The sequence below is a fragment of the Brevibacterium sp. genome (assembly GCF_022712115.1).
GTDB classification, from domain to species: domain Bacteria; phylum Actinomycetota; class Actinomycetes; order Actinomycetales; family Brevibacteriaceae; genus Brevibacterium; species Brevibacterium salitolerans.
In genome coordinates, this window is the sequence record NZ_JALAHB010000111.1 from 1 (window position 1) to 14,308 (window position 14,308).

9 protein-coding genes are annotated in these 14,308 nt (G+C 71.9%); 6 read left to right on the forward strand and 3 right to left on the reverse strand.

What is annotated here, in order from left to right; all coding sequences use genetic code 11:
- Window positions 1-123 precede the first annotated feature (123 nt).
- From Q0A33_RS06640 to Q0A33_RS06650, 3 genes are all read left to right on the forward strand, one after another.
- Window positions 124-585, forward strand: coding sequence for a hypothetical protein (locus Q0A33_RS06640; RefSeq protein ID WP_291794653.1), 462 nt, complete (start codon window positions 124-126; stop codon window positions 583-585).
- 450 nt (window positions 586-1,035) lie between these two features.
- Window positions 1,036-3,282, forward strand: a complete 2,247-nt coding sequence (locus Q0A33_RS06645) for a LuxR C-terminal-related transcriptional regulator (RefSeq protein ID WP_291794654.1) — start codon at window positions 1,036-1,038, stop codon at window positions 3,280-3,282.
- Window positions 3,283-3,450: 168 nt separating this feature from the next.
- On the forward strand, window positions 3,451-4,350 hold the full coding sequence (locus Q0A33_RS06650; protein ID WP_291794655.1) for an AraC family transcriptional regulator: 900 nt from the start codon (window positions 3,451-3,453) through the stop codon (window positions 4,348-4,350).
- Window positions 4,351-4,469: 119 nt separating this feature from the next.
- On the opposite strand, the gene Q0A33_RS06655 is transcribed toward Q0A33_RS06650, so the two are convergent.
- The gene (locus Q0A33_RS06655; RefSeq protein ID WP_291794656.1) at window positions 4,470-5,780 is read right to left on the reverse strand and encodes an ATP-binding cassette domain-containing protein; all 1,311 of its coding nucleotides are present in this window, start codon (window positions 5,778-5,780) and stop codon (window positions 4,470-4,472) included.
- Window positions 5,781-6,082: 302 nt separating this feature from the next.
- On the opposite strand from Q0A33_RS06655, the gene Q0A33_RS06660 reads away from it, so the two are divergent.
- Both Q0A33_RS06660 and Q0A33_RS06665 read left to right on the forward strand, forming a co-directional pair.
- On the forward strand, window positions 6,083-6,853 hold the full coding sequence (locus tag Q0A33_RS06660) for a GntR family transcriptional regulator (RefSeq protein ID WP_291794657.1): 771 nt from the start codon (window positions 6,083-6,085) through the stop codon (window positions 6,851-6,853).
- A 14-nt stretch (window positions 6,854-6,867) separates the two neighbouring features.
- Window positions 6,868-8,208 carry an MFS transporter gene (locus tag Q0A33_RS06665; protein WP_291794658.1) on the forward strand — a complete coding sequence of 447 codons (1,341 nt, stop codon included), beginning with the start codon at window positions 6,868-6,870 and terminating at the stop codon, window positions 8,206-8,208.
- Window positions 8,209-8,470: 262 nt separating this feature from the next.
- Here the strand turns inward: Q0A33_RS06665 and clpB are convergent, their stop codons facing one another.
- The gene (clpB, locus tag Q0A33_RS06670) at window positions 8,471-11,095 is read right to left on the reverse strand and encodes an ATP-dependent chaperone ClpB (protein WP_291794659.1); all 2,625 of its coding nucleotides are present in this window, start codon (window positions 11,093-11,095) and stop codon (window positions 8,471-8,473) included.
- Between the two features lie 368 nt (window positions 11,096-11,463).
- Here clpB and Q0A33_RS06675 point away from each other — a divergent pair, with 368 nt between their 5' ends.
- Complete coding sequence (locus tag Q0A33_RS06675; RefSeq protein WP_291794660.1) at window positions 11,464-12,915, forward strand: sugar transferase; 1,452 nt, start codon at window positions 11,464-11,466, stop codon at window positions 12,913-12,915.
- 162 nt (window positions 12,916-13,077) lie between these two features.
- On the opposite strand, the gene Q0A33_RS06680 is transcribed toward Q0A33_RS06675, so the two are convergent.
- The coding region (locus Q0A33_RS06680; RefSeq protein ID WP_291794661.1) for a hypothetical protein at window positions 13,078-14,308 on the reverse strand (1,231 nt) is incomplete at its 5' end.

A 14,308-nucleotide genomic window follows, 5' to 3' on the forward strand; every position in this document is an offset into this window, starting at 1 on the left:
CCCTCGCGCCCGGCCGGCGGCGGGCGCCCGCCTTGATCCGCGTCACCCTTCCCCTGCCTCCGGTGTGCTGGGCGGAGCGCGCCGGGGCCGCGCTCCACCCATCACACCGAAGGAAGCAGAAGGATGACGCAGATCAAGGCGGGCACCAGCCGCCGGACGTTCACGAAGGCGGCCGCATGGGCCACTCCCGTCATCGCAGCGGCGGCCACCGCGCCGATGGCCGCCGCGAGCACGGAACCGCCGGAGGAGGCGACGAGCATCGGCGGAACGAGCACCAGCCCGAAAGTCGGCAACGTCGGGTTCATCCGCCCGCAGGGGCTCGATCCGAACGGCAACGAGGGATACTTCCCGAACGGCCAGACCTTCCGTCTCCTCTCCTCGGACCTCGACTTCGACACCATCGTCACCGCGATCATGGGCGGCACGATCGTGAAGCTCTCCGACGGCGAGTGGCTCATCACTCCGGACGACGGAGTGACCTCCGTGAACATCACCTTCAACAGCCCGGTGCCGGGCTCGTACCGGCTCGTGAGCGAGGGCCCCGTGGACCCGGGGCAGTCCTGGGGCGGCACCGTCCTGCCCTGAGCGGACACGAGGCCGCCCAGGGGCACGGCGCGGAGACCCCCGTCCCGACCTCGCCCCTGGGCATCCGTCCCCCGGCACCGCTGCCGCTGCCGGGGGACGTGCTGCGGAGGCGCGGGCTCACGCCCGCTCCTCCGCTTCGCTCATGTCCTTCCGGCCCGCGGGAGGGTGGCGGGAACGGCATTCCCCGAGACGACCACGGTGCCGGCAGCTGTTTCGAGGAGAATAGGGCATGGCCCCCACAACGGACCCGGTCGCAGGCATCGTCGACCGGCCCCGCCTCTATCGCGTGCTCGACGCCGGGCACGTCCGCCTCTGCATCGTGCAGGGGCCCAGCGGCTGCGGCAAGACCACCCTGGTGCGCAGCTGGCTGCGCCGGCAGGGGGACCTGCCCGCGATCTGGGTGCCCCTGAGCGAGGGCGTGACGACGCCTACGAGCATCTGGGCGAGTCGATGCACGCCGTCGACGCGGACCTCATGCACCTCCTCGCGGAACGGCCGGAGCTCCGCGTCGTCCTCACGACGCGCGCCCCCACCCGCACGGCGGACCTCGATCTCACGGACGGTTCCGTGGTGCGCGTCGTCACCCTGAGCGAGCTCGCACTCACCGAGGACGAGACGAAGGAGCTGCTGCAGAGCCAGGCGGGCATGCGCGACGAGGCGACCGCGGCCTCGGCGGCGGCCGCCGTGGTCCGCGCGACGCGGGGCTTCGCACTGGCGGTCCGCTCAGTCGTCCTCACCATCGCGCAACTGGGCCGGATGCCGCCGCTGGACTCCGAGGAGTGGGGTGCCGTCACGGCACGGCTCGAATCGCTCCTGCCGGATGCACGGACCGTGCAGTTCGTCTCCGACACCAGCGTTCCTCCGTACGTGGACGTGGAGCTGGGCAGGCGCCTGACCGGAGCCGCAGACGCGTCCGCGCTGTTCTCCGTCCTGGAGCGGAACGGGTTCGGCAGATGGATTCCCTACGCCCCCGGACGGCAGGTCTTCCAGTACGTCGAGACGATCCGCTCGTCGTTCCGGACCCGGGCCTCCCGCGATCCGGCGCGCTTCTCACAGCTGTGCACCACGACGGCGGAATGGCTGCTCGACAACGAGGAGGTCGTCTCGCAGGCGCTCCTCTACGCCCTGGAGGGACGGGACCATCGCCTCGCGGACCGCGTCTTCTTCACACTCGTCATCGAGAACCCGGACAGCTACACCACCGATCGCTTCCTCACACCGCTGAGCGGCGTCCCCGAAGACGATCTCCGCACGCACCCCATGCTCGCATTCGGGCTCGCCCTCGCACTGACCGCCAGCCCCGTCCGCCGCGCGGAAGCACCCCGGATCGCACGGATCGCGGCGGAGGCCGAGGCCGGCCACTCCTACGCGGAACCGCACGTCGACGAGTTCGCCCTCGCCGCGATGCGCGCCATCGCCTGGCGGCTCGCCAACCGGCACCGCGAATCCGCCGCGCTCAGCACGCGCGCACTGCGGCTCGCCGAGCAGGCGAGCGCGGCGAACGGCTCGCAGTTCAGCGGGCACGTGGGGACGATCCTGCGGCAGCTCAGCTATTCGCTGTTCCAGGGCGGCCAGTTCGACGAGGCGATGCAGGCCGCGGAACGCTCGGTCTCCCTGTGCCGCACTCCGGTCACGCGGGACTTCTCCCTCGTCTACGCCGCTGGCTATCACGCATTCACCGGCGACGTGATCCGCGCCGGAGCGCTGTCCGCATCGATCGACACCCGCTCGTGGCCGCCGGAGTTCCGCGACTCCTACCTCAACGGCATGGGAATCGTCGCGAACGGGTACCACCGCCTGGACGCCCTCGACCACGCCGGAGCCCTCGACGTCCTGCGCCACGCGGACGGCTTCATCGGCACGGCGGAGTTCTGGCCGTTCCTCACCGCGCTCTCCCTCTCCGCCCGCAGCGGTCTGGGGCAGGGCCTGCCCGAGGCGCGGCGGCTGCTGCGCGAGCTGCGCGGCGCTGTCCCGCCGCCGGGCGTGGGCGAGAACGTGGCCACCGAACGCCTCTGCGCGGTGCTGGCCCTCGCACTGGTCTCCGCGGGCGAAACGGCTGAGGCGGCGCGCCTGCTGGCCCGGCTCCCCCGGCTCGGGCCCCAGCTGGCAGGTGCGCAGATCGCGGTGCTGCTGGCCTCCGGCAGGGAGCAGGAGGCCCACGACCGCACACGGCGCGCACTGGAGTGCACAGGCCACACGCTCCGCTCGGAGGCGGAGACCCAGCTCCTGGGCGCGGTGGCCGCCCTGCGGGTCGGGGCCCTCGACGACGCCAGGGCACTGCTGGTCGCGAGCGCGGTCACGTGGGACGTGTACGGCCCCCGCGCTCACGTGGCCTGGCTGCGGCCCGAGGACCGGCGGCGTCTCGGCGAGCTGTTCGCCGACGACAGCGGCGCCGTGGTCGGCCGCTTCCTCGACGCACGGGAGGCGACCCCCGGAGCCGTGCCGGGCCGCGCACCGGAGCCCGGCGGCCCTGTCTCGCCGCAGCGGTTCCCGGCCCCGCTCCTCACACGGCGGGAGAAGGTCGTCCTCAGCGCACTCGCCTCGCACGCCTCCGCCCGTGACATCGCCGAGGTCCTCGTCGTCTCGCCCAACACCGTGAAGACCCAGCTACGCAGCATCTACCGCAAGCTCGGTGCGTCCTCGCGCCGGGAGGCTCTGGACCTCGCGCGCGGACAGGGGCTGCTGCCCGAGCCGTGACCGGTCGCCCGCATGCGGTATGACGGCTCCTTCACCCCGAAGCCCGCGACAGGGTGAATTCGAGGGTGAACAATCCTCCGCCGCCGCTGCCTCGGACCTCTTCGCCACCGGACGCGTCATACGATCACCGCACTGAATTGGATCCGGCGGCGGAGGGGAGGGCCCGGCATGAACGCGCACGTCCGTGCGGACTTCGGCTCCGTCTCCGTGTCGATCCACCGCCTGGACGCCGCGACCGGCCTGGACCTGGACCTCGGCACGGACGCCCTCCATCTGCTGGTGGCTCGCGGCGGCGACCTCCGGATAGTCCTCCGGCCCCACGAGGGCGGCACCGTCTCCCGGTCCGCGACCGGCCCGCAGCCGGCCGCGGACGAGTGGCCGGCCACGGCCGGGCGCACCGCGTCCCAGGTCTGCGACGGTGAGGGTGCGCTGCTCCACTCCCTCGCGGACTGCGAGCTGTTCACGGCGGAGGGCTGCGAGAGCGTCGTCATCTCGGTGCCCCTCGAACTCGCCGCAGAGCTGGAGGGATTCTCCGACGTCGGCACTGCGCCGCTGCTGCTCGCCGGGACGCCCATGCTGCTCATGCCGATGGCCGCATTCGCCTCACAGGCGGCACGCGGCGACGGCGCCTCCGCTTCCGCGCTCAGCGTGTACTACGTGGAGAAGCTGATCCAGGAGATGATGCTGGGCATCGTCGCCCACACGGCCAGGATCTCGCGCGTCCTCACGCCCCGGGACGCCTACAGCGACGCACTCGACGTGATCGCCGCGCAGTACGCGGACCCCACGCTCAGCTCCGACCGCATCGCCGCGACGGTGAACATGTCCAGGCGGCAGCTCGAACGGCTCTTCGCCCGGCGCGGGGCCAGCATCCGGGGCACTCTCCGCAGCGTCCGCGTGCAGCAGGCCGCAGAACTGCTGCAGGATGAGACGTACGACGCGCTGAGCACGGCGCGCATCGCACAGCACGTGGGCTACGGAGGCGCTTCCAGCCTGGCACGCGCATTCGCGCAGGAGGGTTATGATTCTCCCTCGGCTCTGCGCAGCGGGGCCCGCGCCGCCTCGTGAGCGACGGGCTGCGGGGGCGTCCTCCATCTCGCTGAGGGTCCTCGCTGCCGGCGGATGCGGGTTGCCGGATGCGGGCCGGTGGATGCATGCCGCCGGGACCCGCCCTCACCCCCGCAGCCTCACCCCGGCAGCGCCACAGGCACCGCTCTGCCGTACGGCCAGTCCTGGTGGACCGCGGCGGGATCGGAGGGGTGCCTGCCGGGCGCAGGGCTGCGGACCTGTTCTTCGGTCTCGCGCGGGTCCTCACCTCGGCGGCTGCCGGCGGAGAGCGCGACGATCCGGTCCTCGTCCAGGGCGGAGTTCTCGAACATCCCGCAGCAGAGGCCGTCGCGGAACACCACCACCCGGTGACAGCTGCCGATGATCTCCGTGAGGTCCGGGGACCCGAGCAGGACCGCAGCGCCGGATGCCGTGAGCTCCTGCAGATGACGCCGGAATGCGACCCGGCCCGCCTCGTCCACCCCACGGGTGGGGTCGTCGAGGACGAAGACGGAGCTCTCGACCGCCTCGACGGTCCCCGCGGTGACCTCCTCCCTGCCCGCGGCCGCCCTGATGACGGATTCCGCACCGGAGCCGCGCAGCCCCGCGATCCCCAGCACCTCGCCTGCGCGCACGGAGAAGCTCGCACCGCGCACGCCGCCCGCCGTGCCGAGGCCGGTCACGGAGAGAAGCACCTCACCGGGCTCCGCGGGCAGGGGGCGAGCGCGGCGGCGCAGCCTCTGACCGAACACCCGGCGCACGAGGGAGTCGCGGTCGAGGTCGGCACCCGTGACCTCGGCCCGCACCTCACCGTCGCTCAGGATCACCGCACGGTCGCACAGTCCCCGCACCTCCTCGAGCCGGTGCGTCGCATAGAGGACGGCCCGCCCCTGCGCGGCCATCCGGCGGAGCAGGTCCATGCAGAGGAGCATGTCGAATCCGCTGAGGGCGCTCGCGACGTCGTCGAGGAGAACGACGCTGCTCCCCTCGTGCGCGACGCGGACCATCTCCACCAGCGCGATCTCCGCATCGCTCAGGCTCCCGATGCGCTCGGCACCGGTGAAGTCGAGGCCGTGCGCCGCGAACGCCTGCTGTGCCGCCGCACGGCGATCCGCGGGCATCGCCTCCTCCGGCATGTGCCTGTAGAGCGCCTCCGCGGTGAGCAGCGGTGCCGGGATCCGCGGATGCTGGGCGACGGTGCTGATTCCCGCGGCGAGCGCCTCCGACTCGTCACGCGGGGAGACGGGCTCACCGTGCACGCACAGTCGTCCCGCAGCCGGCGGCCGCCTGCCGCTCGCGGCCTCGATGAGCGCGGACGTGCCCGCACCGTTCGCCCCGACGAGGGCGACGACCTCCCCCGCGCGGAGGTCCATGTCCACGTTCCGCAGCCGCGTGCGCCGCCCTTCCCCCACCGTGAGCCCGGTCATCCCCAGCACCGCTGCCGCATCCACCCGGCATCACCCTCTCCCGCAGAAACCGCGTCCGCTCCGCCGCCACTGCGATTCTATGGCGGCAGGACGGCGTACCGCCCCGGGTCGGCACCGGGCGAATGACGCACCGCCGCCGGCGAACGACACCGAGCGAGGAGCACACGGAAGACACCACCCCGGGGCGACGGCGCGCTCACCGGGACGACGGTGTGCTCACAGCGACGACGGCAGTGCCGGACTCACCGGTACGACAGCGGCAGTGCCGCATGCCTCCCGTTCCGGTGCGGCCACTTTTTGGTATACCGAATGCTATGGTGGCGCGCATGGAATCCCCCATGCTCCCCTCCGGCGATGAGGACTCCGAGGTCGCCCGCGTCACGCTGCAGCTGCGTGAGCAGATCCTCGACGGCGTCCGCGCCCCCGGCAGCCGCCTCGTCGAGCGCAGTCTGGCCGAGGAGCTCGCTGTGAGCCGGGTTCCGGTGCGCGAGGCTCTCAGGACGCTCGCGGCGGAAGGACTGGTGACGCTCCGGCCGCGCACCTGGGCCACCGTCCGCGTCTTCGCCCCGGAGGACATCGCCGACCTCATCGAGGTGCGCCGCCTCTGGGAGGCCCGCGCCTTCCGCCTGGCCGCGCTCCGCCGCACACCTGCGGGCCTGGCGCGCCTGCGCGCCGCACTGCGCGCTCAGGCCGAGGCCGCCGGGCGCGGAGACGCGATCCGCGCCCGCCGCGCGGCCGCCGATTTCCACGCGATCGTGCTGGAGCTGGCCGGGAACCACCTGCTGCGCGAACTCGGGCAGACCCTCAACAGTCGCATGCGCTGGCTCCTGGCGCAGCATGACGACCTCGCGCACATGACCGCGGAGCACCGCGCCCTCTGCGAGGCCATCGAGGAACAGGACGCCGAGGCCGCCGGCCGTCTGGGCGCCGCTCACCTGCACAGCAGCCTGCGCCACCTCGCACCGGATGCCGCCGAGGCCGCCCGCACCCGCCTGGCCGACCACCCGGGCGGCCTCGCCCGTCCAGGCCGGACGGACGGCGACACCGCCCACTCGCATGAGACCTCCCTCCGGGAAGACGACAGAGCCGCACAGTGAACCAGAGCCGCACAGTGAACCGACCGCATCCGCACCGCACCCCACTCGACGCACTCGCCCTCATCAGCCTCGCTCTGCTGGCAATCTGCCTGCGCCCTGCGGCCACGGCCGTGGGCCCCGTCCTGGAGGAGCTCCAGACCGCCTTCGGACTGCACGGCTGGCAGACCGGACTGCTCACCGCCATGCCCGGGTTCGCCTTCGCCGTGTTCGGGGCCTTCTCCTTCGTGCTGCTCCGCCGGCTCGGGCTGTTCTGGTCGCTGGCGGCCGCGAGCGCGGCGATCGGCGCGGGACTGCTCCTCCGGATCTTCGCCGGGGGCTGGTGGGGCTTCGCGGCCTTCACCACGCTCGCCCTCGCCGGCATGGCCCTGGGCAACGTGCTCCTGCCGGTCTTCGCGAAGGCCCGCTTCCCGCAGCGGCAGTCGCTGGCCGTCACCCTGTTCACGGGGAGTCTGGGGCTCGGTTCGACGCTGCCGGCGCTGTTCACCGCCCCGCTCACGGCGGCCTCGGGAGGCTGGCAGCTGGGACTGGGCATCTGGACCGTCCTCCCGCTCATGGCGCTCCTCTCCTGGTTCGCCTTCAGGAAGGCGGCGTTCCCGCCCGAGGCCGCTCCCCAGGACGAGGTCCGAGGCGCCCACCTGCCCGCGGACGCACCCACGGCTCCCACGGACGGCGCACCACCTGCGTCCGCGAACGGCGGCGAAGGCTCCGGCGCGCCCGCGGAGCCCGGCGAAGGCTCCGCACGGAAGCAGGCACCCGGCGTAGTGCGCTCACGCGGCGTCTGGCTGCTCACGCTGTTCTTCGGGCTGCAGTCGCTGCACGCGTACACCCACTTCGGCTGGGTCGCGCAGATCTACCGCGATTCCGGGCTCTCCGCCGTCGAGGCCGGGTTCATGATCACCCTCATCATCGCGGTGGGCATCCCCGGCGGCTTCATCGCCCCGCTCATCGTCGTGCGCCGCTGGCACACCCGCACCGTGCTGGGCTGCTACGGGGCGATCTCCGCCGCCGGCTACACGGGGCTCCTCCTGGCCCCCACCTCTCTCCCGTGGCTCTGGGCGCTGTGCCTGGCGGTCGGGGCTCTCTCGTTCCCCTCCGCCCTCGCACTCATCAGCGCCCGCACCCGCGATCCGGAGATCACGGCCCGGGTGTCCGCCTTCGTGCAGTCCGCAGGCTACCTGTTCGCCGCCGGCGGCCCGCTGCTCATCGGCATGGTGCTGTCCCGCACCGGCAGCTGGGACGTGCCCCTGCTCGGGCTCGTCGTCCTCGCCCTCGCGATGGGTGCGGCGGGCGTGCTGGCGGGATCCCCGCGCCCGCTCGACCCGGAGCTCGGCGGAACAGCCCGGACGCGGCTGTAGGACATCGGCTCCGCACCGGGCGAGGCCGTCTCCGGCCCTGCCCGGCCGTGACGGCACCGGCCGAGGCGCGGTGACCCGCACCTCGGCCGCCCGGACCATGTGGAGACGCGGAGGAGCCGGGGAGAGCACGTGCTCTCCCCGGCTCCTCCGCAGGGATTCCTCCGGCCGGTGCCGGCCGGTGCCGGCCTGCCCGCGGACGTCAGCTGCCCGGGCTCACCCGCCGGGCTCGTCACCCCGGCCCGGCTCGTCACCCCGGCCCGGCTCACCGCACGGTGCTGAGCCTCAGGCCCTGCTCCTCGAAGGCCTCGGGCCGGTCCACCGTCACGGTGTCGCCGTCGCGCACCTCGCCCGCCAGGATCTCCTTGGCCAGCCTGTCGCCGATCTCCCGCTGCACCAGGCGACGGAGCGGGCGAGCGCCGTAGGCGGGGTCGTAGCCCTCCATCGCCAGCCAGTCCTTGGCCGCCGCGGTGGCCTGCAGGGTGATGCGCCGCTCCGCGAGCCGCTGCTGCATCTCCGCGATCTGCAGATCCACGATCCGGCTGAGCTCCGCGGTGCTGAGCGCGTCGAAGAGCACGACGTCGTCCAGCCGGTTGAGGAACTCCGGCTTGAAGGCCATGTGCACGACCTCCATCACCTTGGACCTCTGCTCCTCCTGCGTGAGCGACTGGTCCACGAGGAACTGCGAGCCCAGGTTGGAGGTGAGGATGAGGATCGTGTTGCGGAAGTCCACGGTCCTGCCCTGCCCGTCCGTGAGCCTGCCGTCGTCGAGCACCTGCAGGAGGATGTCGAAGACGTCCGGGTGCGCCTTCTCCACCTCGTCCAGCAGGACGACGGAGTACGGCCTGCGCCGCACGGCCTCGGTGAGCTGACCGCCGGATTCGTAGCCCACGTATCCGGGAGGCGCACCCACGAGCCGGGACACCGAGTGCTTCTCCCCGTACTCGCTCATGTCGATGCGCACCAGCGCACGCTCGTCGTCGAAGAGGAAATCCGCGAGGGACTTCGCCAGCTCCGTCTTGCCCACACCGGTGGGGCCGAGGAACAGGAACGAACCGGTGGGCCTGTCCGGATCGGACACACCCGCGCGCGAACGCCGGATCGCATCCGAGACGGACTGCACCGCCGCCTTCTGCCCGATCAGCCGCTCACCGATCACGTCCTCCGCGTGAAGGAGCTTCTCCCGCTCCCCCTGCAGCAGACGGCCGGCGGGGATGCCGGTCCAGGCGGCGACCACCTCGGCGATGTCGTCGGCGCGCACCTGCTCGTTCACCATGGGCCGGTCGGAGCCGTCCTCCTGGTCCTCGCCCGAGGCCTCGGCGGCCTGCGCTGCGGCCTCGGCTGCGGCGATCTCCTTCTCCACGGCGGGGATCTCGCCGTAGAGCAGCCGCGAGGCGGTCTCCAGGTCCGTCTCCCGCGTGGCGATCTCCGCCTGCGAACGCAGGTCGTCGAGCTTCTTCCTCAGCTCGCCCACGCGGTTGAGATCCGCGCGCTGGCGCTCCCAGACCGCATTGAGGCGGCCGAGCTCCTCCTGCTTGTCCGCGAGGTCCGCCTGCAGCGCCTCGAGGCGCTCCTTCGACGCGGCGTCGGACTCCTGCGAGAGTGCGAGCTCCTCCATCTTCAGCCGGTCCACCACACGGCGGAGCTCGTCGATCTCGATGGGAGCGGAGTCGATCTCCATCCGCAGGCGCGAGGCCGCCTCGTCCACCAGGTCGATCGCCTTGTCCGGCAGCTGCCGGTCCGGGATGTAGCGGTGGGACAGGGAGGCCGCGGCCACGAGCGCGGAGTCCGCGATGGTGACCTGGTGGTGGGCCTCGTAGCGCTCCTTGAGACCGCGGAGGATCGCCACGGTGTCCTCGACGCTGGGCTCGCCCACGAACACCTGCTGGAACCGGCGCTCCAAGGCGGGGTCCTTCTCGATGTTCTCGCGGAACTCGTCCAGGGTGGTCGCACCGATCATGCGCAGCTCGCCGCGGGCCAGCATGGGCTTGAGCATGTTGCCGGCGTCCATGCTGGAGTCCCCTCCGGCACCGGCGCCCACGACCGTGTGGATCTCGTCGATGAACGTGATGACCTCACCGTCGGAGCCCTTGATCTCCTCCAGCACGGCCTTGAGGCGCTCCTCGAACTCACCGCGGTACTTGGCGCCCGCCACCATGGCGGAGAGGTCGAGGCTGATGAGCTGCTTGTTGCGCAGGGACTCCGGCACGTCGCCGGCGACGATCCGCTGCGCGAGCCCCTCGACCACGGCGGTCTTGCCGACGCCGGGCTCGCCGATGAGGACGGGGTTGTTCTTGGTGCGGCGGCTGAGCACCTGCACCACACGGCGGATCTCCGAGTCGCGGCCGATCACCGGATCGAGCTTCCGCTCCCGTGCGGCCGCCGTGAGGTCCACGCCGTACTTCTCCAGCGCCTGGAAGGTGGACTCCGGATCCTCGCTCGTCACCTTCTTCCCGCCGCGCACCTGCGGGAGGACCGCGAGCAGGGCCTCTCGGGTGGCCCCGGCGCTCTTCATCGCCTGACCCACCTCACCCTGCTCCGCCGCGGCCCCCAGCAGGAGGTGCTCCGTGGAGACGAAGGTGTCGCCCAGGGCCTGCATCTCCTGCTCCGCGGCATTCAGCAGCGCCATGGCCGGGCGGGAGAGGCCGGGCTGGCTCACGGACTGCCCGGAGACCGTGGGCTGCGCGGCGAGGATCCGCTCCGCGGCGGCGCGCAGGGGCGCGGCCTGCGCGCCCGCGGCCTCCAGCAGGGAGACCGCGATGCTCTCCGGCTGCGCGAGCAGCTGCATGAGGATGTGCGCGGGCTCGATCTGGCCGTGGCCGCGCGCCACGGCGTCCTGGGCCGCTGCGGCCAGGACCTCCTGGGACTTGGTGGTGAACTTGGCTTCCATGAGGACTCCGTTCTGCTCTGGTGTCTGTGCGTATGCCAGGTCAACAGGAACAAAGTTGAGTCTATTCCACTCAAGGGGAGAATTCGTCGGCCGCAGCGCGCGAACGCACCCTGGATCGCAGGCACTGCGCTGCGCGCGTCGCCGTCCTCCCGGAATGCGTCACCATGCGTCCGGATCCCGCCATCAGGCAACGAAGGGATCACACTTTTCCCCGCATGGGCAGAACCGGTCGTTCCGATATCCAGAAATACCTATACTCGCCCCCAGGCCCCGGCTCTCCGCCGGACAGCCGCATTCGCTCCACTCTCTCAGAGCCACTGTGCGTCACATCTCGTACAGTGGCTCTGACACGCTGTCGAGGAGGCTCGTTGAGAGACGATGTTGAGTCTGCATGGCAGAAGCGTCTGCCGCGCAACGCCTTCATCGGCGATGTCCTGATCATCGTCCTCACGCTCACCGCCGCGCAGGTCGTGCGCTTCAGCGACGAGAACGCACAGCTGGCCGCGGACGATCTCCGCATCGACTACTGGCTCGTCGGAGTGCTGATCGGCGTGCTCTGGGTCCTCGCCCTGAACATCTGGCGTGCCTGGGACATCCGGGTGATCGGCTCCGGGGCCCTCGAGTACCAGAGGATCTTCGCGGCCACGCTCGCCGTGTTCGGCGGGGTCGCGATCGTCTCCTACGCGCTGCGCATCGAGCTGGCCCGCGGCTACGTCGCCCTCGCCGCACCCCTGGGCCTCCTCGCCCTGCTGCTGTGGCGCTGGATCTCCCGGAAGCTCATCATCCGCAGGCGCAGCCGCGGCGAGCTCAGCCGCCGTCTCCTCATCATCGGCGGCCCCGCGGAGGTCCTGCAGCTCCACAGGAGCTTCGAACGCACGCCCGGCAGCGGGTATCTGCCCATCGGCGCGGTCCTCCCCGGCTACAGCCTCCACTCACCGGACGGTCAGGAGCTCCCCCTCCCGGTCGTCTCCGTGGAGCGGACCGCGGACGCGATCATGGACAGCATCCTGGAGAACCGCGCGGAGGTCGTCGCGATCACCGGCCACGGGCTCAAACCGCGCACCATGCGCGCGCTCAGCTGGGAGCTCGCCTCCCGGGAGATCTCCCTCGTCCTCGCGCCGGCGCTCACGGACATCGCCGGGCCGCGCATCCACTCCCATCCCGTCGCGGATCTTCCCCTCATCCACGTCTCGACCCCCAAGATCGAAGGCTTCCAGGCAGCGCTCAAGCGCACCTTCGACCTCTTCTGCGCCGCCGTGGGTCTCGTCGTCATCTCCCCGCTGCTGCTCGCCACGGCCATCGCGATCAAGCTGGACGACGGCGGCCCCGTCTTCTACGCGCAGCAGCGCATAGGACGCGGCAACGCACCCTTCACCATGTACAAGTTCCGCTCGATGGCGGTGGACGCGGACGCGAAGGTGGCGGAGCTCAGCGCGCTGTACGGCCAGGACGCCGGCAACGGCGTCCTGTTCAAGATGAAGGACGACCCGCGCATCACCCGGGTGGGCGCATTCATCCGCCGCTACTCCATCGACGAGCTCCCACAGCTGTTCAACGTCCTCCTGGGCACCATGTCCATGGTGGGACCCAGGCCGCCCCTGGAGCGCGAGGTCCTCCAGTACGACCCCTACGCCATGCGCCGGCTCAAGGTCACGCCGGGGATCACCGGACTGTGGCAGGTCGGCGGGCGCTCGGACCTGGACTGGGAGGAGAGCATCCGCCTGGACCTCTACTACGTGGAGAACTGGTCGTTCGTCCAGGACATCATCATCCTCATCCGCACCGTCAAGGTGGTGCTCGCCAAGGAGGGCGCCTATTGAGCCCCATGCATGAGTCCCACGCATGAGTCCCACGCAGCCGGGCGGAGCGCCCCCGCTGCCCAGGTTACGTCTGCGTAGCGGCCGGGGTGGGCGGCCGCTACGCAGACGTCACATCGCGGATGACCGGCGCCGCGGGTTCCCCGGCGCCGCGGCCTGTTCGGGTCACTCGCGAGGGCGCGAGGCGAAGACCTCCGCCTCCACGAGCGCCTCACACGCCTCGAACACCGCAGAGCGCACATCTCCGTCCGGCGGAGTGCCCAGCTGCGCGATGACACGGGCCTCCAGAGCCTCCCAGTCATCGCCCTCGCAGACCCCGCGCCACAGCACGGAACCCAGTCCGGAGAGCAGCCTCACCTGGCGGTCCTCGCTGAAGACCACCGTGCTGCTCTCGCACTCGATCGCATCCAGCACGGGTGCGGCCGCAAAGGGCAGTCCTGCCGGCCCGGGGCCTGTGCCGTCGCCCGGCTCCACCCCGCGCTCACCCGGCTCCACCCCGAGAGTGCGCTGGGACGACGCACTGGCATCTCGGGCACCTGTGCCTCGGGCGCCGGCACGTCGAGCACCGCCTTCCCCGGGACCCATCGGCAGCACCTGCTCCCACCGCTCGCAGACGCCCGGCGCAAACAGCGCAGGAGCGGCCTCGGCGATCCGCTCCGGTGCCCCCGCATGCAGCCGGCGGATCCCGCCCGTGGCCCGCGCCGTCTCCGCGATCCGCCGGAGGGGGTGGGGCAGCTCCGCCAGGTAGCTCGTCTGCTGCACGAGCTCCACGAGTGCCTCCGCGAGCGGCACCGGCGTCACCGCGGACTCCGCCGCGCCGTCGTCGCGGCGTTCCAGCAGGACGAGGCCGGCGACCCGCAGCTCCGCATCCGGCAGGGGCAGCAGGCCCAGGGCGGACGGAGCGATCTGCAGCTTGTGCGCGTGCCCTTCCGTGATGACGGAGAGCGGCTTGCGATAGGGCAGGACGACACCGTCTCCCGTGAGGGTGATGGTCTCGTCGCTCACGTAGCCGTACTCCTGGGCGAGGCGGCGCGTGGTCGTCGTCTTCCCGCGCCCGGAGGGCCCCACGATGACTGCGACCCGTCCCCGTTCGTCGGCGATCCCGCCGGCGTGGAACAGGAGGTGCGCGCCCCGGTGGTGTTCGAGCGCGGCCAGCGTGACCCGGGTGCTGAGCACGGAGGCGACGCGCTCCGCCGAGGCCTCGGTGAGGATCCCGAGGTCGACCTCGGGGCAGGCATGCGGTGCCGCCGCGTCCGCGCCCTCGGGGCCGGCGGGCAGGACGATCCGGCGGCCGGCACCATCCCCGGCCTCGGGGCCGGACTCCGCCCACGGCGCGAGCAGCCGGGCGAGCAGGTGCCGCGATTCCGCGGCCGCGCACACACGCACACACAGACCC

Bases quoted from the DNA above. Each gene is read 5' to 3' on its own strand.
- Q0A33_RS06640 (WP_291794653.1), top strand. From the start codon at position 124: ATGACGCAGATCAAGGCGGGCACCAGCCGCCGGACGTTCACGAAGGCG.
- Q0A33_RS06645 (WP_291794654.1), top strand. From the start codon at position 1,036: ATGCACGCCGTCGACGCGGACCTCATGCACCTCCTCGCGGAACGGCCG.
- Q0A33_RS06650 (WP_291794655.1), top strand. From the start codon at position 3,451: ATGAACGCGCACGTCCGTGCGGACTTCGGCTCCGTCTCCGTGTCGATC.
- Q0A33_RS06660 (WP_291794657.1), top strand. From the start codon at position 6,083: ATGGAATCCCCCATGCTCCCCTCCGGCGATGAGGACTCCGAGGTCGCC.
- clpB (WP_291794659.1), bottom strand. From the start codon at position 11,095: ATGGAAGCCAAGTTCACCACCAAGTCCCAGGAGGTCCTGGCCGCAGCG.